Source organism: Nonomuraea sp. NPDC050153, assembly GCF_044460125.1.
Lineage (GTDB): Bacteria > Actinomycetota > Actinomycetes > Streptosporangiales > Streptosporangiaceae > Nonomuraea.
The window spans coordinates 1-22,586 of sequence record NZ_JBITJQ010000021.1; the positions used below are offsets into that span (position 1 = coordinate 1).

Genomic DNA, 22,586 nt, shown 5'->3' on the forward strand with positions numbered 1-22,586 from the left:
GACCGGACTTACACCGGCAAGCGACGACGAGCTTTCGGATCAGTCGTCAACCATCCATATCGATCAACCACCAATCACTACTGGACGCACAGGAGCACATCACCATGTCCATCACCCTGACCGACCAGGACAAGACCACCCTGCGCACCGCCGCCTACGGCGCCGTCACGCTGCTGTCGGCCGCCGGAGCCGCCGGCTCGCCCCACAAGATCGCCACCGAGGGCTCCATCGCCCTGGCCTCGGCCACCGGCCTGATCGGCCACGTGCTCGCCGAAAAGACCAGAGACATCAACCTGAACGGCAAGTCCGTCGCCGAACTCGCCGACCACGTGCTTCCCGCATTGACGGCGGCCATGAGCCTGCTCAAGCAGCAGGACCCGGCCGAGGCCGGCAACTTCCGCAACACCGTCCTCGTCGCCATCGACGCAGCCACCCACACCCACCAAGGCGAGCCCAGCCCCACCCTGGCCGAGATGACCCGCAAGATCACCGAAGCCCTCGACGCCGCCTGACGGCATACCCCCTGCTGGTCACGGGGTCTTGGTCCGAACTCCGTGACCTCAACCCCGCCCCTGTCCCATCGACCCCGAATCGCCCGGCGAGCTCTTCGCCTGAGCGCGACACCAGAACAGAGGAACCATGAAAACCCCATCCCCACCAGCGATCACGGCGACCAAGGTCTTCCGGCGAGCAGCAGCCACAGCTCTGGCAGCCGCGCTGCTGGCCGGGACGTCCACCCCCTGGACGACGGCCTCCGCAGCGGCCGGCAGCACGGCCGTGCCGAAGACCGCTACCGGGCAGGACCGCCCAGAGCTGCAGCAGGCCATCCAGGCATTCATCGATGCCGGTTTCGCCGGGGTACAGGTGCGCGTGCACGATCAGCAGGGCGAATGGGCCGGCAGCGCCGGGGTACGCGAGCTGGGCCAGAGCGCGAAGCCGCCGACGAACGGGCGGTTCTGGACGGGCAGCGTCATCAAGCCCTTCACCGCGACCCTGGTCCTGCAACTGGTGGCCGAGGGCAAGATCACCCTGGACGCCCCGGTGGCCGGCTACCTGCCCCAGCTCGGACTGGACCGGCGGATCACCGTACGGATGCTGCTGCAGCACACCAGCGGACTGTTCAACTACACCGGCGAGTACAACGACGACGGAACGGTCGTGCCGGGGATCCCCGCCACCGGCGACGAGTGGCTGGCCAACCGGTTCCGCTCCTACCAGCCACAAGAGCTGGTCCGGCTGGCGTTGTCCAAACCGGCACGGTTCGAACCGGGCACGGACCAGAACTACTCCAACACCAACTACACGCTGGCCCTGCTACTGATCGAGAAGATCACCGGCCGCACCTACGCCGAGGAGATGCAGCGACGCATCCTGCGACCGCTCGGCCTGAAGGGCACCATAGTGCCGGGCAACCGGACGCAGCTGCCCGGACCGCACGCCCACGGCTACTACCGGTATGAGGAGGATGGCCAGGACAAGGTGGTCGACATCTCCCGCCAGAACCTCTCCCTCCTGGCCGGCGCCGGCGACCTGATCTCCACCACCCAGGACCTGCACACGTTCATCTCCGCACTGATGAGCGGCAAGCTCCTGCCGGCCCCGCTGCTGGCCGAGATGCGCAAACCGTACGGAAAGTACAACTACGGCTTCGGGCTATGGGTGCAGGACCTGGGCCCGAACTGCGGCACCGTCTACCAGCACAACGGCAGCCCCCCACACGGCTACGGAGCGCTGATGTACAGCTCACCCGACGGCAGCAAGACCCTGACCGCCTCGGTGACCTGGGTGGACGAGGCCACCAGAGGCCCGGCCAAGGACTTCCAGAAACTGGTGGACGGGCTCGTCAAGAAGGTGTTCTGCGACGGGCAAGCCGCGGGCTGACGAGGCCAAGCCAGCGCGACCTGCGCTCCTTCACCCTCCGCGGTATCGACCACGCCCGAGAAGCTGGTCGCCGCCATCCTCGCGCACACGGTTGAATGACACGATTGAAAGGCGATCGATATGAAGTCTGAGGGCGCGGCCATCTGGTCCGAAGAGGCCGATGACGCCATCGTCCAGGCCGTAAAGGAGATCGACGGCTTGGGCAAGTCCCCAGGCGTGCCACAGCCTCGTCAGCCGAGGCTGCCGGAGCTCGCGGGGATGTTGGTGACGACCGGGTCGCGCGGGGATGCGACGAACGACCGCGAACGGAGTGGCAAGTGACAGAGGCCGACGTGATCATTGTGGGTGCCGGCCCGACCGGCCTCATGCTGGCTGCTGAACTGCGTTTGGCCGGTGTGCGACCACTGGTACTGGAGCGGCGGCCGCAGCGCCGAGACACCCCCAAGGCCAGTGGTCTGGGCGGGCAGATCCTGGAGCTGCTGCGCTACCGAGGCCTGCTGGAACGATTCCAGGCAGCCTGCACCGGCCCTGTCCCGGCTCCCCGGTTCCCCTTCGGCGGGGTGCATCTGGACTTCACCCAACTGGCCGATCCCCCGATGCACGCCCTGCCGCTCCCGCAGCAGCAACTTGAGCAGCTGCTCGACGAACGCGCCGGCGAACTCGGCGTCGACCTCCGCCGCGGACACGAGGTGGTCGAGGTGAGCCAGGACGATGCCGCCGTGACCGTGGACGTGCGGGGCCCGGACGGGCCCTACCAGGTGCACGCCCGCTACCTCGTGGGCTGCGACGGCGCCCGCAGCCGGGTCCGCGACCGGGCCGACATCGGCTTCCCCGGCACCACCTACCCGGAGGTCAACCGCCTGGCCCAGGTCACCCTGCCCGACACGGTGACCGTCCTCGGCAACGGCGATCTCGACGTCCCCGGCTTCGGCACGATCCGCGCGGGTTTCACCCGGACCGACCACGGCCTCCTCGGAGTCGCCGCGTCGCCCGGCTCCCAGGTCGTCTCCCTCTACACCATCGAAGACGAGAGCACCGAATACGACGACGACACCCCGATGACCGTGGCCGAACTCCAAGACAGCCTCCACCGCGTGCTCGGCGTGAACCTCCCCGTGGGAGAAGCGATCCGGCTGTCGCGCTTCACCTTCAAGGCCCGCCAGGCCGAACGCTACCGCGACGGGCGGATCCTGCTGGCCGGTGATGCGGCGCATCTGTTCCCCGCCACCGGTGTGGCACTCAACGCCGGCATGCTGGACGCGGTCAACCTGGCCTGGAAACTGGCCGCCGGCATCCACGGCTGGGCCCCGGCCGACCTGCTGGACACCTACCACGACGAACGCCACCTCGCCGGCGCCCGCACCATGCTGCACACCCGAGCCCAGGTCGCATTGCGGCGCGGGCACGACCCCGCCGCCGAAGCGCTCCGGGAAGTCTTCCAGGAACTGCTCACCGACGAACAGCCATTGCGCCGCATGGGAGCCCTTCTCGCCGGCACCGACATCCGCTACCCGATGCCCGGCTCCGGCCACCCGTTCGCCGGCACCTTCGCCCCCGACCTCACCCTGCACACCGACCAGGGCATCACCAGCGTCGCCGAACTCCTGCACACCGCACGGCCCATCCTCCTCGACCTCGCCGATCGCCCGGACCTCCGCGAGACCGCCCGAGACTGGCAGGATCGCATCGACATCCACACCGCCAAAACCGATCACCGGCCGGCCGACGCCCTGCTGATCCGCCCGGACGCCCACATCGCCTGGGTCACACCCCTCGACGAACCCGCCGACACCGCCGCGCCCGCGCTGCGAGAAGCGCTCTCCGGCTGGTTCGGCACACCCTGCATCAGGTAGAGCGGAATCTCGGAGGTCACGCAGGCGGACGCCAAGTTCCGGGCGGTGGAGCGGGTAGAACCCCGTGGAGGTGATGTGTTCGAACAGCAGGGGTGAGAGCCAGGTGCGGATCTCCGGGCCGACGCCCCGCCCGTCGGCAGGCCAGGTCCATCACCGGATTCCTGGCCTGCCGGGCGGTCCATGCCCCGGTCGGGTCGGCGGTGACACCGAGGATGTGGACCCGGCGGGTTTCGACCTCATCACAGGGGTGAGCCGTGCTGGTGTTGCTGCCAGCGGTCGAGCAGGGCGGGTATCTCACTCAGCATGAAGTGGTAGAAATCGCGCATCTGGGTCAACCGCCGGTGGGCGGGGTCGTCGGCCGACGTCGTGTCGATGCCGGTCTGCGCCGCCTGGAGCATGACCTGGGTAACGGTGTTCTGGCTGGTGAACAAGGTGGCCCAGGCGTCATCACGGAGACGGTAGTGCTCGCGGCGGCTGCCGGGAGCGGGCAGGCGTTCGATCAGACCGACCGACAGCAGTGATTTCACCGCCGCGGAGACCGAGCCCGCGCTGGCGTCGAGCCGTTCGGCGATCTCGCCTGCGGTGACGCTCTGCTGGTCGGTGAAGAGGAAGACAGCCAGGGTGCGTGCGGCCATGCGCTGCAACCCGCCGTCAGCCAGGGTCAGGGCGAGATGTTCGGCGGCCTGCCACCGGTCACGTCTGTCGCTCACGAGCGCAGGATATCGAACCGGGCGAGGCTTCAGAAATTTCTGAAAATTCGGTATATTGAGCGTATCGGGCTCCGGCGAGCGGAGCGCCGATGGTGTGCCGGGAAGCCTGGTCGGCGATGTGACATCAGCTCCATCGATCAAGGAGATGACCGGCGATGACCCTGCTCAGCCGCCTGTTCGGCGTGCGTCCCGGCATCCGGCACCCGGTGCGCCTGCGGCGTGACGTCGAGATCCCCGCCGCCGACGGAGTGCCGCTGCTGGCCAGCCACTACTACCCGGCCGATGTGGACCGGCCGCCACTGGTGCTGTTGCGCAGTCCGTACGGCCGCGGCAACGCCCTCGACCAACTGCCGAAACTGCTGGCCGAACGTGGCTACCAGGTGCTGTACCAGAGCCTGCGCGGCACGGCCGGCTCCGGCGGACGCTTCGACGGCTTCACCATCGACCCGGCCGACGCCGACGGCACGCTGAGCTGGCTGCGCGCCCAGCCGTGGTTCGGCGGCGTGCTGGCCACCGGGGGAGCCAGCTACCTCGGCTACAGCCAATGGGAACTGGCCGGCCACGAGATCCCCGAATGGAAGATCGCCCTCATCCAGGACGCCCCGGCCGAGTTCGGGTACCGCTTCATGTACCCGGGCGGGGCGTTCGCGCTGGGCAACGCCCTGGGCTGGGTCCAGCTCGTGGATCGGATGTTCGCCGGCGGCTACTCCGTCACCCGGCAACTACTCAGCATGATCACCGCCGCTCGCAGGCTCAGCGAGGCTACCCTGGCGCTTCCGCTGAACGAGGCCGACCTGGTGCTGACCGGACACCGCGTCCCCTGGTTCCGCGAGTGGATCGAGCACGGCCCGGACGACCCCTATTGGGCCCGCATGGACCACCGCGCGAACGTCGCTCGCATGCCGCCTGCCGTGCACCTGCAAGGCGGCTGGGACGACTTCTTCCTGCCCGGCATGCTCGCCGACTACGCCGCGCTGCGAGCCGCGGGCCGCCGGGTCCGGTTGCTGATCGGGCCATGGGGGCACGGCAGGGGTCTCTACACCCGTCACGGCATGCCCGACGCGCTGGCCGCGTTGGACGCCGCGCTGCTTGGCGAGCATCCGCCATCCGGGGTACGGCTGTTCGTCACGGGCGCGGACCGCTGGACCGACGTGGTCGAATGGCCGCCCCCGCACGAGTCGACCCCCTGGCACCTGCACCCCGGCGGCCGGCTCAGCGATGAACTCGCCCCGGACGGCATGCCTCCCAGCCGCTACCGGTACGACCCCGGCGACCCGACTCCCGCGGTCGGCGGCACCGCGGTCGGCCTGTCCGCCGGTCGCAAGGACAACCGCCGTGTCGAGGCCAGGCCGGATGTCCTCACCTTCACCTCCGACCTGCTGCCGCACGACCTTGAGGTCATCGGCCCGGTCAGAGCCCGCCTGTACGCCCGCTCGTCCAGCTCGCACGTCGACTACTTCGCCCGCTTGTGCGACGTGTCACCCGGTGGCCGTTCGACCAACCTGTGCGACGGCATCGTCCGCCTCAGCGAGCCCGGCGACGTCCGGACCGCCGACATCGACCTGTGGCCGCTGGCCCATCGCTTCGCACGTGGCCATCGGATCCGGTTGCAGGTCTCCAGTGGCGCCCATCCCCGCTTCGGCCGCAACCCCGGCACCGGCGAATCCCTCGCCACATCACGCGAGCTGCGCCCGTCCAGCCACGAGATCTTCCACGATCCGGACCGCCCATCCGCCATCTGGCTTCCCGTCTTCTCAGGAGCGGCATGAAACTGCTGGTTCTCGGCGGAACCCACCACGTCGGCCGTCCCGGCGAGGACGTCGCCACCCAACTCGGCCGCGTCTACGGCGACCTCGGCTGGGTCATCCCCGAAACCCTCGCCGGACTCCAGCGCGCCGACTCGGTCTACTTCGACACCATCAGCCAGGTCGTCGCACCGCGCTGGAGCACCGGCCGCGTGGTCCTGCTCGGCGACGCCGCCTGGTGTGTCACCCTGTTCGCCGGGTACGGCTCCTCCCTGGCCGTCGGCGGCGCCGACCTGCTCGGCACCAGCCTGGCCGAGCATCCCGGCGACATCCCCGCCGCTCTGACCGCGTGGGAAGCCCGGCTACGCCCCGAGGTCACCGCCAAGCAGAAGCTGGGCCGGCGGGTCAAAGGCGTCTACGCCCCCGCCAACCCGGTACTGCTGTGGCTGACCCAGCTCCCGCTGCGCCTGGCCACCCTCCCACCCGTCCGCCGCTACCTGACCCGACGATTCATCAAAGGGTGATCCCGTCCCCTTCCCTCCCACCGGATGAGGGGCCGGCGGTGATGCGCCGACCGGCCTAGATCTCGACCTGCGAGCCCATGATGACCGTGCGGTCGCGGGGCAGGCCGAAGTACTCGGCGGCGTCGGCGGTGATGTACGAGGTGGCGATGAACAGCCGCTTGCGCCACGGCGCCATCGTCGGAGCCGTCCCGCGCCGGATCTCGATCTTCGACAGGAAGTAGGACGCCTGGTCGAGCCGCAGCCGTCCCTCCGTCATGGCCGGGTCGAGCAGCGCCAGCGCGCCGAGCACGTCCGGGGTCTCCATGTAGCCGAAGCGGGCGGTGACGTGGAAGATCCCGTCGTCGGCGTAGCCGAGGTCGTCGACGGCGATGCGCCGGTCGGCCGGAACGCGAGGCACGGGCTCCGTCTCGATGGACATGATCAGGACGTGGTCGTGCCGCACGTGGTTGTGCTCGACGTTGGCGCGCATGGCCAGCGGCGCGGTCTCCTTGCCCCGGTTGAGGAAGACGGCCGTGCCCGGGACCCGCCGCGTCGCCGCCTTCCCGGCGCGCAGCCGGCCGACGAACTCGCGCAGCGAGCCTTCTCGCCGTTCGCGCTCCGCGGTGATGATCTCGCGGCCCCGCTGCCAGGTGGTCATGACGGTGAACGCGGTCAGGCCGATCAGCAGCGGCAGCCACGCGCCGTGGACGAGCTTGGTCAGGTTGGCCGCGACGAACAGCAGGTCCACCGCCAGCAGCGCGGTCGCGCCGAGGCCGATGATCCAAACCGGTGTGCCCCACTTCGCGCGGGCCACGTAGAAGAACAGCAGGGTGGTGATGGTGATCGTCCCGGTCACCGCCATGCCGAACGCGAAGGCCAGCGCCGTGGAGCTGCGGAAGGCGAAGACCAGGGTGAGCACCGAGACCATCAGCAGCCAGTTGATCCAGGGGACGTAGACCTGGCCCATGGTGGACTCGGAGGTGTGCGCGATCCGCAGCCGCGGCAGGTAGCCGAGTTGCGCGGCTTGGGATGCGACCGAGTACGCGCCCGTGATCACCGCCTGGGACGCGATCACGGTCGCCGCCGTGGCCAGCAGCACCATCGGCAGCCGCCCCCAGCCGGGAACGAGCAGGAAGAACGGGCTGCTGATGTTGGCCGGATCGGAGAGGATCAGCGCGCCCTGGCCGAGATAGCTGAGAACGCACGCGGGGAACACGAGGATCAGCCAGGCGCGGTTGATCGACCGGCGGCCGAAGTGGCCCATGTCGGCGTACAACGCCTCGGCGCCGGTGACCGCGAGCACGACCGCCGCCAGGGAGAAGAAGGCGACGCCGAAATGACCGGTCAGGAAGCCGATCGCGTACGTCGGCGACAGCGCCTTGAGGATGTCCGGATGTCCGGCGATGCCGGCCACGCCGCACGCGCCGATGGTCACGAACCAGGCGATCATCACGGGCCCGAACACCCGGCCGACGGCCGCGGTCCCCCGGCGCTGCACCAGGAACAGCAGCACGATGATCAACGCGGTGATCGGCACGACGAGCTCTTCCAGTGACGGCTCGACGACCTTGAGCCCTTCGACCGCGGACAGCACCGAGATCGCCGGGGTGATCATGCTGTCCCCGAAGAACAGTGAGGCGCCGAAGATGCCCAGCGCCGCCAGCACGGCGGCGGCCCGCCGGCCCCGCTGCGTGCTCCACCGCCGCAACAGCGTGATCAGCGCCATGATGCCGCCCTCGCCGTCGTTGTCGGCGCGCATCGCCAGCAGCACATAAGTGACCGTGACGATGATCATCACTGACCAGAACACCAGCGACACCACCCCGAACACGTTCTCCGTGCTGACCGGAACGGGATGCGGGTCGCTCGGGTTGAACACCGTCTGCAAGGTGTAGATGGGACTGGTCCCGATGTCGCCGAACACCACGCCGAGGGCGCCGACCACCAGCGCGAGCCGCACCGCGTCGTGCGCGCCCCGAGCCGCCGACGACGCCCGCGCCGCGGATCCGCCGTCCGGCGCGGGCACGTGCTGGCGATCGGTCACGACGCTTCTCCTCCGCGCGGGCTGCTGTGCCGGACGATACCGATCCCCTCGCACACCCGCCGGTATCACCACGCCGTACACCGGTCGCGATTCGACTCAGCGCGTCCGCACGCTCACCGAGGCTTTCGACGGTACGGAGGCTTTTCAATTCCCATTGTTCGCGGCACCCTCGGCACGCCCGTGCAACCGCCCTACGAGGACGGGAGTCCGGCGGAGGTCCGCCCGCATCCGGCGGTACGGACGGCGGGCGCGACGCGCGTGCGCCAACGCGCAACCCATGAGCGCGACCGCGGTGAAGGCGCCGAGCCTGACGAGGTCGTCGGCGCCGAAGGCCAGTTCGCCTCCGGCATGCACCAGGAAGCCCGTGGCGAAGCACCAGGACATCACCCCTGTCGCCAAAGCAGCGGGGTAGCGCCTCGCCCAGGCCCCGAACATGCCGACGACCACCGCCATCACCACGACACGAGCCGTGCTCTCCGAGAAGGCCAGCGAGGCCACCACGCAGCCGCCGACCGCGCATGCGAACCCGGCCGGAAGGAGCATTTCCAAAGGACGCCCGCCCATTCACCGTTCCTTTCAGCGGGGGCCTTTCGATGAAATACGACCCGGCCCGCGAGCGCGGCATTCCCTACGCCATTCCTACGCTCCCCGCACGATCTTTGACGCATTATTGACGCGCCAAGGAGACGTCAAAGCTCTTGCCCGCCGATTTGTGGATGGGCAAGAGTGAGGTCATCGATCGTGGAAAGGAGGGGGAAATGACGGTGCAAGCCCGCCGCAGCGTTGCCCGCCGTCACTCGCCCCTCCTGCCCGTTCGATGGTGCGCCCCGTAGAACGCGGGACACACCCCCTTCCGGCGTCGGACGCTGCCGCGCACGCGGCCGCCACGCCACACCGCCACGGCGGTGCTTCAAGGGGCCTCCCGCCCGGGTGCACCGCCGGATCAGGCGCAAACGGATCCGCCGGGCCCTTGGGGCGGGAGGCCCTTCCGTACGGGATCTCCCTCGAAGAAGGACCCATGACCACACCTCAGTCCCTTGTCCCCCAGGCGGTGACCACCGCCAGGAAGGAACTCTTCCTGCTGGCCGCACGCGCGCTGGCCGACCGGCGCGCCCAGGAGCCCGGCGACCGGCTCGCCTCCCTGGTCGGCGCGCTGGCCTCCGACGACGCCTGGATGAGCGCGTTCATCGGCTGGGCGCGCCGCCGGCCGGCACTGCGTCACCTGGCGCTGGCCACCGCCGCCGAATTCCTGCACACGCGGCTGACCGCCAAACTCGCGACGGCGGCCGAGAGCCGCCGGCTGGCCGCCCAGGTGCTCGTACGCGCCGACGACCCCGGCGACCTGCTGGCCCATCTCCTGGACCGGTACGGCCGGTCCATTCCCAAGCCGATCAAGCAAGCGGCGGGTGAAGCGGCCGAGCGGCTGTACGACGAGCACGCGCTGGCCACCTACGACACCCCGCAGACGGCCGTGCGCTTCGCCGACGTGATCGCTCTGAGCCACCCCAAGCCGGTGGGCAAGGCCCAGAACGACGTGTTCCAGTACGCCGCGCTCCGGCTCAAGCGTGAGAACCCCGTACCCGACTCGCTGCCCATCCTGCGGGCCCGCGCCGAACTGCACGCCCTGCCGGCGGTCAAGCGCCCCAGGCTGCTGGACCGGCCCGACGCGGCCGACCTGTTCGCCCGGGCCGCCATGGACTGGCAGCAGGTGGCCGTCTGGCTCGGCGGCGAGCTGACCGACAAGGCGTGGGCGGCCGTACTGCCCGCGATGAGCTACCGGCAGCGGCTCGCCCGGCTGCGCAGCTTCGAGGCCGCCGGGCTGAGCGGCGAGGTGGCCGACTGGCTCTGCGCCGACCTGGCCGAGGAGGACTCGGTGGTAAGAGGCCGCGCGCTGCCGCTGGAGATCCTCGCCGCCTACCGCGCGGTGGTCGGCTCGCGCTATTCCTGGGCCCTGGAGCGGGCTCTGGATCACGCGCCGGCCCAGGTGCCCGCGCTGCAAGGGCGCACGCTCGTGCTGGTCGACCGCGGCGCCGCGATGGCCCGCACCGAACACGGCCTGACCCGCGCCGACGCCGCCGCGGCCTTCGCCGCCGCCCTGGCGCTGCGCTCGCCCGCCGTGGAGGTGGTCGAGTTCGGACCGGCCACCGAACGCGTGGAGATCAGCGGCTCCCTGCTGGAGTCGGTGGAACGCTTCCGGCAGCCGGAAGGCGCCCACGCGGTGGCCCAGGCCGTACGGGCGCATGTCGACGGGCACGAGCGCGTCATCGTCCTGACCCACCCGGAGGCCGCCGTCGAAGCCGCCGAGGCCGTGACCGTCCCCGGACACGAGCACGTCATCACCGAGGTCAACGACGGCTGGTTCGCCGCGATCCCGGCCGTCGAGCAGGCGCGCACCGCCGCGTGGCCCTTCCAGGAGGAGAACGATGTCCAAGCGGGCAAGTAAGAAGCGGGGCCGTCGCAAGAAGAAGGCCAACCACGGCCGCAAGCCCTGCAACAGCTGAGCGCCGGAGGACTCCGGCCCGGCCGTACGGAAAGCGTATTTAAGGCGTAAATATCACGACAATGCCCGCCCCTTCCGGGCTTTCAACGATCAGGATTCCTCGTAACAGCGGGGAGGGGTGGGCGCCATGTCGTGCGCGCGCGCCGGATGCGCCGGCACCATCGAGGACGGTTACTGCAATGTCTGCGGCCTGGCCGAAGCGTCCCCCGCGGGGAGCGGACGCACCACCTCCAGCCGCACGGCTTCCAGCCGGACGCGGGGCAGCGGCCCGTCCAGGCGGGGAATGCTGGGAGCCGGGCTGGTCGAGGTGCCCGCCGTGCCCTACCGGGATCCGGCCGGCGCGATCCTCGCCGATGCGCAGGTGGCCGAGCACAAGCGGTTCTGCGGCAGTTGCGGCGAGCCCGTCGGCCGGGCCAGGAACGGGTTGCCGGGCCGCACCGAGGGGTTCTGCAGCAAGTGCCGCTCCCCCTACTCCTTCACGCCGAAGCTGACCAAGGGAGACCTGGTCGGCGGGCAGTACGAGGTGCTCGGCTGCCTGGCCCACGGCGGGCTCGGCTGGATCTACCTGGCCCGCGACAAGAACGTCAGCGACCGCTGGGTCGTGCTCAAGGGCCTGCTGAACACCGGTGACGCCGACGCCATGGCCGCCGCGCTGGCCGAGCGCCGCTTCCTCGCCGAGGTCGAGCACCCGAACGTCGTCAAGATCTACAACTTCGCGCAGCACGCCACCGGCGGCTACATCGTCATGGAGTACGTCGGCGGCCAGTCCCTCAGGCAGCTCAGAGAAACGGGACCGCTGCCGTTGCCACAGGTCATCGCGTACGGGCTGGAGATCTTACGCGCGTTCGGATACCTGCACGACCAGGGGCTGCTCTACTGCGACCTCAAACCGGACAACGTGCTGCAGAGCCAGGAGCAGCTCAAGCTGATCGACCTGGGCGGCGTGCGCCGGATCGACGACGAGGACGGCGCCATCTACGGCACGGTCGGCTACCAGGCGCCCGAGATCGCCGAACGCGGCCCCAGCGTGGCCTCCGACCTCTACACCGTGGGACGCACGCTGGCGGTGCTGTCGTTCGACTTCCGCGGAAACGCCTCCTCCATGAAGCACGCCCTGCCGGACGTGCTGCCGCTGCCGGAGTCGTTCGCCCTGCTGCTGCGGCGGGCCACCGACCCGGACCCCGAGCTGCGCTTCTGGTCGGCCGCCGACCTGGCCGAGCAGCTCACCGGCGTGCTGCGCGAGGTGGTCGCCGCGCAGGACGGCCGGCCGCGACCGGCCGCCTCCACCCTGTTCGGACCGGAGATCCGCACCGCCAGGAGCCCGCGCGAGGCCCTCCCGTGCCTGCCCGGCCCGCTGCCCGACCCTGATGACCCGGCCGCCGCGCTGCTGGCCGGCCTCGCCTCGGCCTCGCCCGAACAGGCGCTCGCCGCGCTGCCCAGGCCGGAGACCTCCATCGGGGTACGGCTGCGTACCGCATGGGCGCACATCGAGCTCGGCGCGTACGGGCAGGCGCGCACGGTGCTGACCGGCTCGCCCGACGCCGACTGGCGGGTCGACTGGCAGCTCGGCCTGGCGGCGCTGGCGGCCGGCGATCCCGGTCAGGCGGCCACCTGCTTCTGGCGGGTGCGCCGGCTCTTCCCCGGCGAGCCCGTGCCGAAGCTGGCCCTTGCGTTCTGCGCCGAGCTGTCCGGCGATCCGGCGGAGGCGGCCAGGCTGTACGAGTCGGTGTGGCGGACCGACCACGGCTACGTGAGCGCCGCGTTCGGGCTGGCCCGCGTGCTCCTGGCCAAGGGCGACCGGGCCGCCGCGGTGGCCGTGCTCGACTCGGTGCCCGCGACGTCCATCCACTTCGTCGAGGCGCAGATGGCCGCGATCTCGGCGCGGGTCGGCGACCCCCGGTCCTTCCTCCGCGACGACCTGCTGGAGGCCGGCCGCCGCCTGGAAACGCTCGGGCTCGACGCCGAACGCCGGGAACACCTGGCCGCCGAGGTGCTGGAGGCCGCGCTGACCTGGGTCCGCGCCAACGGGGCGGCCACCGAGACGGTGCTCGGGGCCGAGCTGTCGGAGCGCGAGCTGCGTTTCGGCCTCGAACGCGCCTACCGGGCCCTGGCCCATCTGACTCATGCGGTCGACGAGCGCATCGCCCTGGTCGACCGCGCCAACGCCGTACGCCCGAGGACGCTGCGATGACGACACCCGCACTGGCCGCCCCCGCCCGGCGCCCCATGAAGACCCCGCACCGCCTGCGGGCCTACGTGGTGGCCGTGATCCTGCTGGCCGTCGCGCTCGGGACCGTGCTGGCCGTGGCGGTGACCGGCGTACGCGACGGGCTCGCCTTCATCGGGCACCGGGCCGGACCGCAGGTCATCGCCACCCAGGACGTGTACTTCGCACTCAACGACATGGACGCGCAGATCGCCAACGTGCTCCTGGTCGGCGACGACCGCAACCTCGGCGTCGGCAGGGACAAGGCGTTGCAGATCTACGCCGACCGCCGCACCCAGGTGGCCGGGGACCTGCAGCAGGCGGCGGCCATGGCGGGCGACGACCCGCGCGCCGCCGCCGCGTTGCGGACCGCGCTGGACGGCCTCGGCCGGTACGAGACGCTGGCCGGGCAGGCGGTGCTCCTGGACGGCCAGCGGCCCCACGCCGCGGCCCGGCCACCCCAGGCCGCTCTGGAGCACTACCGCCAGGCGACCGACCTGCTGAAAAGCGTGGTGCTGCCGGCCGTGGACACCCTCTCCCGCAGCAACGCCGCCGCGCTGGACGCCACGTATCAGGACAGGCGGGCGGCGGCGATGGCTTCCGCCGCCGTGGTGGCTGTGCTCGGGGTCACGCTCGTGGGGGTGCTGCTGGCGCTGCAGCTCAGCCTGGTGCGGACGTTCCGGCGGCTGCTGAACGAGTGGCTGGCGGTGGCCACGGTCGCCGCCTTCGCCCTGACCGTGACCGGGGCCGGGCTCCTGGTCACCGAGGCCGAGCACCTGCGGGGGGCCAAGAAGGACGCCTTCGACTCGGTGATGGCGCTGACCAGAGCGCGGGCGGTCAGCTACGACGCCAACGCCGACGAGAGCCGTTTCCTGGTGGACCCGTCGAGAGCGGACAGATATCAGCGGGCATTCCTCGAAAAGTCGCAGCAACTGGCCGGGTTCAGCGGTGCCGGCCTGGAGTCCTACGACAGCCTGCTGGACTCGGCACTCCAGATCTACGAGGCCGACCACGGCGACGTGCGGTTCACCGGATTCTTCGGCACCGCCTTCGGCAACATCACCTTCCCCGGCGAGCGGGAGCTGGCCGAGCAGACCGTCACCGCCTTCCGCGACTACCAGCGCGACGACCGGAAGATGCGCGCCCTGCGCCTCGACGGAGACCTGCGCGCGGCGGTGGCCTTCAACACCAGTTACGCCGAGGGCAACTCCAACTACCACTTCGACCGCTACGACAAGGCTCTGGAGCGGTTCATCGCGCTGAATCACCGCTATTTCGAAGCGTCGATCCGCGACGGCGAGGCGGCGCTGAGCGGCTGGACCCTCATCCCGGCCGCCGGCGCGCTGCTGGTGGCCGTCCTGACCCTGGTGGGCGTCAGACCGCGGCTCAACGAGTACCGCTGACCCGCCGACGCCAGGGAACAGGGTTGAGGTCACCTGGCCTGTCTGGCCTCCTCCTCGACCAGCCAGGCCGGTTTGGCTTTCCGCGGTGGCCGGTACAGCCGCTTGACCGTGATCGCCAGCGGCACCAGCGAGGCGACGATGAGCAGGGCGACCACGACGTCGAAGACGTCCTGCGCGGGCAGCCAGCCGTAGGCCAGCACCAGCGTCCACATGGCCAGGGTGATCCCGGCCGGGCGCTGCGCGAATCCCAGGTTGCGGAACTCCCTGGGCAGCCCGGCGTCGAAGTAACGGCGCGACCAGGTGCTGCCCGCGCCCGCGCGGTGGAAGCGGGTGTGGTTGACGAGCGCGGCGACGGCCGCGAGGGCGGTGACGAGCACCGCCCACGCGGGCGCCTGGGGAAAGGCGTCAGCCAAAGAGCTTGTTCCATCCCTTCTTGATTCCGGAGCCGATGGATTTGGCGGCGTTGATCACGGGTTTTCGGGCTTTGTCGTACCCCCAGATCGCGGCGTCGCCCACCCAGCCGCCGACCACGCCGCCGACGACGTACGCGATCCAGGCGGCGCTGCGGGCACGCGTGGAGGAGACGCTCATGCGGGTCGAGCCGATCCTGGCGGTCGCGGTGAGCCGAACCCGCTGGCCGGCCATCTGGTCTTCGCCCTCCTCGGCCCCGCCGTGGTGCTGACCGTGCTCGGCCTGTCGCTCGGCCTGGCCTACGGTGCCACGAGCGGCGACATCGGACGGCAGACCCTCCTCGTCCTGGGCGCCGCCCTGGCCCAGTTGCCCGCCGTGTGGACGCTGGCCGGTCTCGCCGCCGCCCTGTTCGGGCTGGTCCCCCGGCTGAGCGTCCTGGCCTGGGCCGCGCTCGGGCTGTTCCTGCTGCTCGGTCAGGTCGGCGCGCTGCTCGATCTGCCGCAGGCACTGCTGGACCTGTCCCCCTTCAGCCACCTGCCCCGGCTCCCCGGCGGCGAGGTGAGCCTCGCACCGCTCGCCACGCTGACGGCGATCGCGCTCGCCCTGGTGAGCGCAGGACTGTACGGGTTGCGCCGCCGCGACCTGGGCTGATCCTCACAGCCGGGACCAGGCGACGCTCGCCGGGACGCGACGGAACGGGCTGCGCCTGGCGCCTGCCGTACCGAGAACCGCCTTCCATGGCAGTGGTGACAGGCGTTCGGCTGTGAAATGTAACAACTGCTACAATCCCATTCGTGACAGCCGATAACTCCGCGATGCGCTGGCTCCTGCTCGTGGTCAAAGTGCCCGCCCAGCCCTCCAAGCACCGGGTCGCGATCTGGCGTGAGCTGCGCAAGATCGGCGCGCTCTCGCTCGGCCAGGGCGTCTGGACCGTCCCCGACGTCCCCGTCTTCGCCCGTGGAGTCGCCCGCGCCGTCGAGTTGACCGAGGGCGCCGGGGGCGAGGCCATCAACCTGCAGACAGCCGGGCGGGACACCGCGGACGCGGCCCGGCTGCAGACCCTGTTCACCGCCGCGCGCTCGGCGGACTGGGCCGAGTTCCTCGCCGACTGCGGCAAGTTCGAAGCCGAAATCGCCAAGGAGATCCGGATCGGCAAGTTCACCCTGGCCGAGCTGGAGGAAGAGGAGCAGAGCCTGGAGCGGCTGCGGCGCTGGCACCGGGACCTGACGGCGCGCGACGTGTTCGGCGCCCCGGAAGCGGCCGAGGCGGGCGAGCGCCTCAGAGCCTGCGCCGCCGTCTGCGACGACTACGCCGAGCGGGTCTTCGCCGCTCTGCACGAAAACGGCCAGGCGCCCACCTCATGACCGCGATCCCCTCGACCTCCAGGCGGGCCATGTGGCCGCTGTACGCGGCCGGGTTCACCACCGCCTTCGGCGCCCACGGCATCGCCGCCAGCCTCGGCGGCGCCTCCGAGGACGCCGTCACCTCCCTGCTCGTCCTGGGTGGCCTGCTGGCCGTCTATGACGGCGCCGAGGTGGTGCTCAAGCCGGTCTTCGGCACGCTCGCCGACCGCATCGGCCCCAAGCCCGTCCTGCTCGGCGGGCTGGCCGCCTTCGCCGTCGCGTCCCTGGCGTATGTGATCGCCGACAGCCCCGCCTGGTTGTGGGCCGCCCGCCTCGGTCAGGGCGCGGCCGCCTCCGCCTTCTCCCCGTCCGCTTCCGCCCTGGTGGCCCGGCTCAACCCGGCGGCCAAGCACGGCCGCGCGTTCGGCAGTTACGGCTTCTACAAGTCCATCGGGTACACCCTGGGCCCGCTGCTGGGCGGTGTGCTGGTCTGGGCGGGCGGGTTGCGGCTGCTGTTCGCGGTGATGGCGGCCTGCGGGGCGGCTGTGGCGGTGTGGGCGGCGCTGACCGTGCCGGCCGTACGACCGCTGCCCAGGGCGCGCCAGACCGTCGCCGACCTTGTGCGGCGCCTGACCGACCGGGCCTTCCTGGCCCCGACCGCCGCGCTGGCGGCGGCCACCGCCGCCCTGTCGGTCGGGGTCGGCTTCCTGCCGGTCTCCGGCGCCGCGGCCGGCCTGGGCACGGTGGCCACCGGCGCCGCCGTCTCCGTCCTGGCCGCAGCCGCCGCCGTCGTCCAGCCGTGGGCCGGGCGGGCGCTGGACGACGGGCGTCTTGCCACCCGCACCGGACTCTTCGTCGGGCTCCTGGTGACGGCGGCGGGCCTGGCCGCGGCGACGTTCCCCGGCCTCGCCGGGATCCTGGCCGCCGCCGTGCTCATCGGGTGCGGCACCGGCGTGATCACTCCGCTCGGCTTCGCCGCCCTCGCCGCGAGCGCCCCGCAGGAGCGGCTGGGCCAGACCATGGGCGCGGCCGAGCTCGGGCGTGAGCTCGGCGACGCGGCTGGACCTGTCCTCGTCGGGGCCGTCGCCGCGGCCACCGCTCTCGGCTACGGCTATGCCGCCCTGGCACTCATCCTGGCCGTCGTCCCCTCGCTGGCCTTCAGCCTCGGGAAGCGGGCGGTGCGATAGGTCCCGGCAGCGTCGGCCGTCACGCGAACGGCCGCTCAGCGAGATTCCTCAGCGGCGGGCGAGCAGCAACCGTCCGTGCAGTCCCCGGTCCCGCCGCCCCCGCTGGAACCGGTTGCGATCGGCAGGAGGCTCCTGCCGGCTGGCCGCGGGGCCGGAGCCGCAGGCGCGATGCGGCTGCGGGCGGTGATGCGCAGCGCGGTGTGGTGGGGCAGGCGGGTGCGGCGGCCGGCGCTGACCGGTGCCGCTCTGCCCGCGATCTCCAGCTGAAAGTCCTTTCCGCAGGGCTCCCCGGCCGTCATCCGCCACCCACAGCCGCTCCGCGTTCCTCAGCCGCGGGTTGAGCTCTCCACGTAAAGGTAGGGCGGCGTCGGCTGGGTAGGGGGAAGGCGTTGACCTCGGCAAACACGCGGACGGGAGGTGCGGGCTCCGTGCGCTGCCTCGACAGGGATCGCATCGCGCTCCTGGCCGCGCTCCTGGCACCGCCGGCCACCACGGCCGTGCTGCTGCCATGGCGCGCCGGCCTGCCCAACACCAGCGTCGCTCTCGTCCTGGTGGTGATCGTGGTCGCGGTCGCCGCCATCGGCAACCGCCTGGCAGGGGCGCTGGCCGCGATCTCGGCCGCGGTGTGGTTCAACTTCTTCTTCACCCAGCCGTACCAGCGCTTCACCATCAGCAGGCCCGCCGACGTCCAGACCGCGGTCCTGCTGCTCGTCGTGGGCCTGGCGGTCTCGCAGCTGGCCTCCCGCGCCCGGCGGTTCAAGGTGATCGCCATCACCGACGCCGACTATCTGGCCCGGATCCGCGACACGGCTGCGCTGGCCCAGAGCGCCAAGGAGCCCGACGCGGTGGTCGACCGCGTCATGACCCAGCTCACCGACCTGCTGGACCTGCGCGGCTGCCGGTTCGAGTACGGCTCGCTGATCGGTCATCCCCCTCGCCTGGAACAGGACGGCACCGTGACCTGGGGTCGCAAACGCTGGAACGTCGACCGGCGGGGACTGCCCGACACGGAGGTCGAACTGCGCACGTTCGGGAACGGCCGCTTCCTCGGCCGGTTCATGCTGGATCCCACGCCGGGAGCCAAGCCTGCAGGCTCGCCTGGTCGCGGTCACGCTGGCGGACCAGGCAGGCGCCGCGATCGACACCGCGGGCACCGGCCGCCCGTGACGGCCTCGACCACCCGGGGTCGTCCGGTCCGGCGAGCCGGCCCGAGGTGTGCGGACGCCGACCGCGCACATACAGATGCGATGGTGACGGAACACCACCTTTACTGGCATTTATCCACTTCGTACGCAAAAGGCATCAAGGAGCCGTCAAGGTCGCTTGCGGGGATATCCGGCGCCGCGCATAGTGGAAGGCGCTGACACATCCCGCCCTCCGGGACACGTGCAGTGCGGGCCGAGCGCAGCGGCCCGCGGCGTGCCGCTCCCATCCCCCGATGACCGGCACGAGGCCTCTCGGTGCGCCTGCGGCCCACCGCGCGACACGGCTGGGCATGCCGTGTCACGGTCGGCTCCCTTTTCTCGGGAGGCCCCTTCGCCCTCTTCACATCGACCGGAGTTGAGCCATCCATGACCACCCGCGCCTCGACGAGCGTGGAAACAATGAAGAAGGAGATCTTCCTCCTGTCGGCCAGGGCGCTCGGGGACCCGCACGCCCGCGTCCCGAGTGGGCGATACGTGGCTCTGGCGACGCGGCTGGCCAGGACCGACGAGGCCTGGCTGATCCGGATGCTGGGCTGGATGGGCCGTCATGCCCCGCTGCGCGACCTTCGGCTGGCCACGCTCGCCGAGCTGGCCCAAGCCCGCCTCGAGACCGGTGCCGCGGGCACCCGGCAGCTGATCGACCAGTCTCTGCACCGCGCCGACGAACCCGGCGAGCTGCTCGCCTACTGGCTGCATTGGTACGGCAGAGCGCTGCCCCAGCCCGTCAAGCGCGGCATCGCCGACGCCGCCGCGCGGCTCTACGACGAACTCGCCCTGGCCACCTACGACAGCCCCGGCGCCCCGCTGCGCTTCGCCGACGTGCTGTCGCTGACCCACCCGGTGCCGCAGGGAACGCGGCAGGCGGCCGTCTTCCGCCACGCCGTCGCCCGAAGGCGCGGCGACCTCGGCGACATCCCCGCCTCGCTCCCCCTGCTCCGTGCCCGCCGCGCGCTCTACCAGCTCCCTCCTTCCCGGCGCCCCGCCCTGCTACAGCGCTCCGGCGCGGGCCGCACGCTGGCCGAGGCGGCCATGACCTGGCCCACTGTGCAGCGCTGGCTGCTCGGCCAGATGACCGGCCCGGCCTGGGCGGCCGTGCTGCCGTCCATGTCCTACCAGGACCGGCTCGCCCACCTGGCCTCCTTCGACCGCGACGGGATGCCCGACGAGCTCGCCCATCGCGTGGCCGAGGAGCTCGCTGAGCCCGCGTCGGTCCTGCGGTCCGGGGTGACGCCGCTGGAGGTCTTCGCCGCCCTGCGGTCGGTGCCGGGCTCGCGCTGGAGCCGGGCGCTCCGGCCGGCCATGGAGCTCTCGCTCGCCAACGTCCCGGCGCTGCCGGGCCGCACCCTCGTGCTGATCGACCGGGGCGACCTCATGGCCGGTCCCGCGAGCACCGGCTTGACCAGGGCGGATGCCGCCACGATCTTCGGCGTGGCGCTCGCCTGCCGCGCCTCCCGTGCTCAGGTCGTCGTGCTCGGCACGCCCGTCGTCACGGTGACGGTCCGGCCGGGAGAGCCGCTGCTGGACGTGCTCGACCGCTTCGGCGAGAGCGTAGGCGGCTCGGCCAACCCGGCCCAGGTCATCCGCGCCCACGCGGCCGGACAGGACCGGGTCGTCGTCCTCACCCATCCCGACCAGGCGGCCGAAGCCGCCGAGGCCATCACGGGTCCCGGACAGGAGCACGTGATCACCGACGTCACCTGCGGCTGGTTCACCGCGATCCCGCACGTCGAGATGGCACGTACGGCGGACTGGCCCCTCTGACCGTAGGATCCCCGGGGCCGCGACCCTGGCCGGCTCCCGCTTCGGCGTCGCCTGTGATGCGCGGGTCGGCGGCAGGGCCGCATTTATCGTCCTGACCTGGGCGAACAGCAGGGCTTGACATTGACGCAGGGTCAGGGTCACACCATCGAGGCATGGCTACTTCACTCAACCCCCCGGTGGGCCGCTACTACGAGGTCCAGGGTCGTCGCCTCTTCCTCCACAAGTCGGGTAGCGGCGGTCCCGCCGTGGTGTTCCTGCCCGGCGCCAGCGCCGTCGGACTCGACTACCTGAACCTGCACGAGCCCGTCGCGGGATTCACCACCTCCGTCCTCTACGACCGCGCGGGCACCGGCTGGAGCGACCCGGCCGAGCTGCCGCGTACCGCCGCCGAAGTCGCCACCGAGCTGCGCGAGCTGCTGCGGGCCGCGGGTGTGCCCGCTCCGTACGTGCTCGTGCCGCACTCGCTCGGCGGCGCCTACGCCCGGCGCTTCATCCAGCTGTTCCCTGAGGAGGTCGCGGGGGTGGTCTACCTCGACGCCTTCTACGAGGAATGGGACACCCACATGATCGGCGCCAAGACGCATCTCAAGCCGCAACCAGTGCCAGGCGACCTGATGCTGCGCTTGGTCGCCTTCATCTCACGCGGCCTTTACAAGAAGATGTTCGCCACGTGGCCGCGGGAGATCAGGCAGGCGCTCCTGGCCAGGCACACCACCGTCGAGTCACAGCGAGCGGGCGCGCAGGAGCGCAGCAACCTGCCCGAGCTGCGCGACGAGCTCAAGGCCGCGGGCCAGGTCCCGGACAGGCCGCTGATCGCACTCGCCGCGCTCGGCATCGACACCGGCATGAAGTTCATGATGTCCAAGCGGGCGCTGCGCGAGATGACCGAGGGCAAGAGCCGTCTCTACCAGGCTCTCGGCGCTTCGGTGCAGGACGGCCGAACACGCATTTTGCCTGATGCGCGCCACAGTACGATCAGCATCGATGCTCCAGACGCCGTCGTGCGGGCTATTGACGACCTGTGGCGGCGCGTGTCGTGAAAGGGGTGCCGATGCTCACCATCGGTCAGCTCGCCGCACGCGCGGGCGTGACGGTCCGCGCCGTCCGCCACTACCACCAGCGCGGCCTGCTGGCCGAGCCCGAGCGCGACGCCTCCGGCTATCGGCGCTATACCGCCCAAGCCGTGGTGGACCTGATCCGGATCAAGACCCTGGCCGACGCCGGCGTGCCCCTGGCCCGCATCGACAAGCTGCTCGGCGCAGGGCCCGAGGAGTTCGCCCAGGCCATCGCCGACATCGACAAGGCGCTGGCGAAGAAGGCGCGCGAGCTCAGCCGGCACCGCCGGCGCATCGCCGAGCTGGCAGCGGGCGACCGGCTGTTCGTGTCGGAGGAGGTGGCCCAGATTCTCGACCGGCAACGCGCCTTGGGCTTCAGCGAACAGATGATGCGCATCGAACGTGACGTGTGGATCATCGTCACGACCCTGTCCCCGGAGTCGATCCGCGAATTCGTCGCCACGAAGAACGCCGCTCTCGACGACCCCGAGTTCGTCCGCATCTACCGAGCCCTCGACGAGGCCATGGACTGGGACCCCCGCGATCCTCGCCTGCCCGCGCTCGCCGCCGACGTCACGGCCTGGGACGCGGGCAGGCACCAGGGCGAGGTGATCGCGCCCGACACGATGAGCCTGATGTTCTCCCGCTCCATGGAGTTCTCCCCGGCCTGGCGACGTCTCCTGCGGTTGTCAGCCTCCTCAGGCGGCCGCACACCCCCGCCGTCCTCGTTCCGCGACCACGAAAGTCAGCAACGCCCCGCGCCCTGATACCTACGAGCC

The 22,586-nt window shown here is 71.1% G+C and carries 23 protein-coding genes; 18 read left to right on the forward strand and 5 right to left on the reverse strand.

The window, feature by feature from the left end; genetic code table 11:
• Positions 1-104 precede the first annotated feature (104 nt).
• From ACIBQ1_RS38375 to ACIBQ1_RS38390, 4 genes are all read left to right on the forward strand, one after another.
• On the forward strand, positions 105-512 hold the full coding sequence (locus ACIBQ1_RS38375) for a hypothetical protein (RefSeq protein ID WP_397284643.1): 408 nt from the start codon (positions 105-107) through the stop codon (positions 510-512).
• Positions 513-639: 127 nt separating this feature from the next.
• Positions 640-1,881 carry a serine hydrolase domain-containing protein gene (locus ACIBQ1_RS38380; protein ID WP_397284645.1) on the forward strand — a complete coding sequence of 414 codons (1,242 nt, stop codon included), beginning with the start codon at positions 640-642 and terminating at the stop codon, positions 1,879-1,881.
• A 120-nt stretch (positions 1,882-2,001) separates the two neighbouring features.
• Positions 2,002-2,202, forward strand: a complete 201-nt coding sequence (locus ACIBQ1_RS38385; RefSeq protein ID WP_397284647.1) for a hypothetical protein — start codon at positions 2,002-2,004, stop codon at positions 2,200-2,202.
• A complete protein-coding gene (locus ACIBQ1_RS38390; protein WP_397284649.1) occupies positions 2,199-3,734 on the forward strand; it encodes an FAD-dependent monooxygenase in 1,536 nt (511 codons plus the stop codon). The genes ACIBQ1_RS38385 and ACIBQ1_RS38390 overlap by 4 nt, the downstream gene beginning before the upstream one ends.
• A 239-nt stretch (positions 3,735-3,973) precedes the next feature.
• Here ACIBQ1_RS38390 and ACIBQ1_RS38395 read toward each other — a convergent pair whose 3' ends face one another.
• A complete protein-coding gene (locus ACIBQ1_RS38395; RefSeq protein WP_397284651.1) occupies positions 3,974-4,444 on the reverse strand; it encodes a GbsR/MarR family transcriptional regulator in 471 nt (156 codons plus the stop codon).
• Between the two features lie 155 nt (positions 4,445-4,599).
• Between ACIBQ1_RS38395 and ACIBQ1_RS38400 the strand changes: the two genes are divergently transcribed.
• Together ACIBQ1_RS38400 and ACIBQ1_RS38405 are read left to right on the forward strand one after the other, a co-directional pair.
• A complete protein-coding gene (locus ACIBQ1_RS38400) occupies positions 4,600-6,213 on the forward strand; it encodes a CocE/NonD family hydrolase (protein ID WP_397284653.1) in 1,614 nt (537 codons plus the stop codon).
• Entirely contained in the window at positions 6,210-6,713 is a 504-nt protein-coding gene (locus ACIBQ1_RS38405; protein ID WP_397284655.1) for an FAD-dependent monooxygenase, read from the forward strand. Before ACIBQ1_RS38400 ends, ACIBQ1_RS38405 begins: the two co-directional genes overlap by 4 nt.
• A gap of 55 nt (positions 6,714-6,768) precedes the next feature.
• On the opposite strand, the gene ACIBQ1_RS38410 is transcribed toward ACIBQ1_RS38405, so the two are convergent.
• Both ACIBQ1_RS38410 and ACIBQ1_RS38415 read right to left on the reverse strand, forming a co-directional pair.
• Positions 6,769-8,736, reverse strand: coding sequence for a potassium transporter Kup (locus ACIBQ1_RS38410; protein WP_397284657.1), 1,968 nt, complete (start codon positions 8,734-8,736; stop codon positions 6,769-6,771).
• A gap of 144 nt (positions 8,737-8,880) precedes the next feature.
• Positions 8,881-9,279, reverse strand: coding sequence for a hypothetical protein (locus tag ACIBQ1_RS38415; RefSeq protein ID WP_397284659.1), 399 nt, complete (start codon positions 9,277-9,279; stop codon positions 8,881-8,883).
• 475 nt (positions 9,280-9,754) lie between these two features.
• On the opposite strand from ACIBQ1_RS38415, the gene ACIBQ1_RS38420 reads away from it, so the two are divergent.
• From ACIBQ1_RS38420 to ACIBQ1_RS38435, 4 genes are all read left to right on the forward strand, one after another.
• The gene (locus tag ACIBQ1_RS38420; protein WP_397284661.1) at positions 9,755-11,179 is read left to right on the forward strand and encodes a hypothetical protein; all 1,425 of its coding nucleotides are present in this window, start codon (positions 9,755-9,757) and stop codon (positions 11,177-11,179) included.
• Positions 11,160-11,237 (forward strand): 50S ribosomal protein bL37, encoded by a 78-nt coding sequence (locus ACIBQ1_RS38425; protein ID WP_397284963.1) that lies wholly within the window; start codon positions 11,160-11,162, stop codon positions 11,235-11,237. Before ACIBQ1_RS38420 ends, ACIBQ1_RS38425 begins: the two co-directional genes overlap by 20 nt.
• 126 nt (positions 11,238-11,363) lie before the next feature.
• Positions 11,364-13,427: a tetratricopeptide repeat protein gene (locus tag ACIBQ1_RS38430; protein ID WP_397284663.1), complete on the forward strand. Its 2,064-nt coding sequence runs from the start codon at positions 11,364-11,366 to the stop codon at positions 13,425-13,427.
• On the forward strand, positions 13,424-14,845 hold the full coding sequence (locus tag ACIBQ1_RS38435; protein ID WP_397284665.1) for a hypothetical protein: 1,422 nt from the start codon (positions 13,424-13,426) through the stop codon (positions 14,843-14,845). Before ACIBQ1_RS38430 ends, ACIBQ1_RS38435 begins: the two co-directional genes overlap by 4 nt.
• A 29-nt stretch (positions 14,846-14,874) precedes the next feature.
• Here ACIBQ1_RS38435 and ACIBQ1_RS38440 read toward each other — a convergent pair whose 3' ends face one another.
• Both ACIBQ1_RS38440 and ACIBQ1_RS38445 read right to left on the reverse strand, forming a co-directional pair.
• Positions 14,875-15,258: a hypothetical protein gene (locus ACIBQ1_RS38440; protein ID WP_397284667.1), complete on the reverse strand. Its 384-nt coding sequence runs from the start codon at positions 15,256-15,258 to the stop codon at positions 14,875-14,877.
• Positions 15,251-15,490, reverse strand: a complete 240-nt coding sequence (locus ACIBQ1_RS38445; RefSeq protein ID WP_397284669.1) for a hypothetical protein — start codon at positions 15,488-15,490, stop codon at positions 15,251-15,253. Before ACIBQ1_RS38445 ends, ACIBQ1_RS38440 begins: the two co-directional genes overlap by 8 nt.
• Positions 15,491-15,517: 27 nt before the next feature.
• Between ACIBQ1_RS38445 and ACIBQ1_RS38450 the strand changes: the two genes are divergently transcribed.
• The 8 genes from ACIBQ1_RS38450 (at position 15,518) to ACIBQ1_RS38485 (ending at position 22,574) form a co-directional block, all read left to right on the forward strand.
• Entirely contained in the window at positions 15,518-15,907 is a 390-nt protein-coding gene (locus ACIBQ1_RS38450; RefSeq protein ID WP_397284671.1) for a hypothetical protein, read from the forward strand.
• A 143-nt stretch (positions 15,908-16,050) separates the two neighbouring features.
• A complete protein-coding gene (locus ACIBQ1_RS38455; RefSeq protein ID WP_397284673.1) occupies positions 16,051-16,620 on the forward strand; it encodes a Chromate resistance protein ChrB in 570 nt (189 codons plus the stop codon).
• Complete coding sequence (locus tag ACIBQ1_RS38460) at positions 16,617-17,786, forward strand: MFS transporter (protein WP_397284675.1); 1,170 nt, start codon at positions 16,617-16,619, stop codon at positions 17,784-17,786. Before ACIBQ1_RS38455 ends, ACIBQ1_RS38460 begins: the two co-directional genes overlap by 4 nt.
• A 75-nt stretch (positions 17,787-17,861) precedes the next feature.
• Entirely contained in the window at positions 17,862-18,053 is a 192-nt protein-coding gene (locus tag ACIBQ1_RS38465; RefSeq protein ID WP_397284677.1) for a hypothetical protein, read from the forward strand.
• Between the two features lie 161 nt (positions 18,054-18,214).
• On the forward strand, positions 18,215-19,150 hold the full coding sequence (locus ACIBQ1_RS38470; RefSeq protein ID WP_397284679.1) for a DUF4118 domain-containing protein: 936 nt from the start codon (positions 18,215-18,217) through the stop codon (positions 19,148-19,150).
• Between the two features lie 240 nt (positions 19,151-19,390).
• Positions 19,391-20,752, forward strand: a complete 1,362-nt coding sequence (locus ACIBQ1_RS38475; RefSeq protein ID WP_397284681.1) for a TROVE domain-containing protein — start codon at positions 19,391-19,393, stop codon at positions 20,750-20,752.
• A gap of 152 nt (positions 20,753-20,904) precedes the next feature.
• On the forward strand, positions 20,905-21,792 hold the full coding sequence (locus ACIBQ1_RS38480) for an alpha/beta fold hydrolase (protein ID WP_397284683.1): 888 nt from the start codon (positions 20,905-20,907) through the stop codon (positions 21,790-21,792).
• Between the two features lie 11 nt (positions 21,793-21,803).
• On the forward strand, positions 21,804-22,574 hold the full coding sequence (locus tag ACIBQ1_RS38485; RefSeq protein ID WP_397284685.1) for a MerR family transcriptional regulator: 771 nt from the start codon (positions 21,804-21,806) through the stop codon (positions 22,572-22,574).
• Positions 22,575-22,586 lie beyond the last annotated feature (12 nt).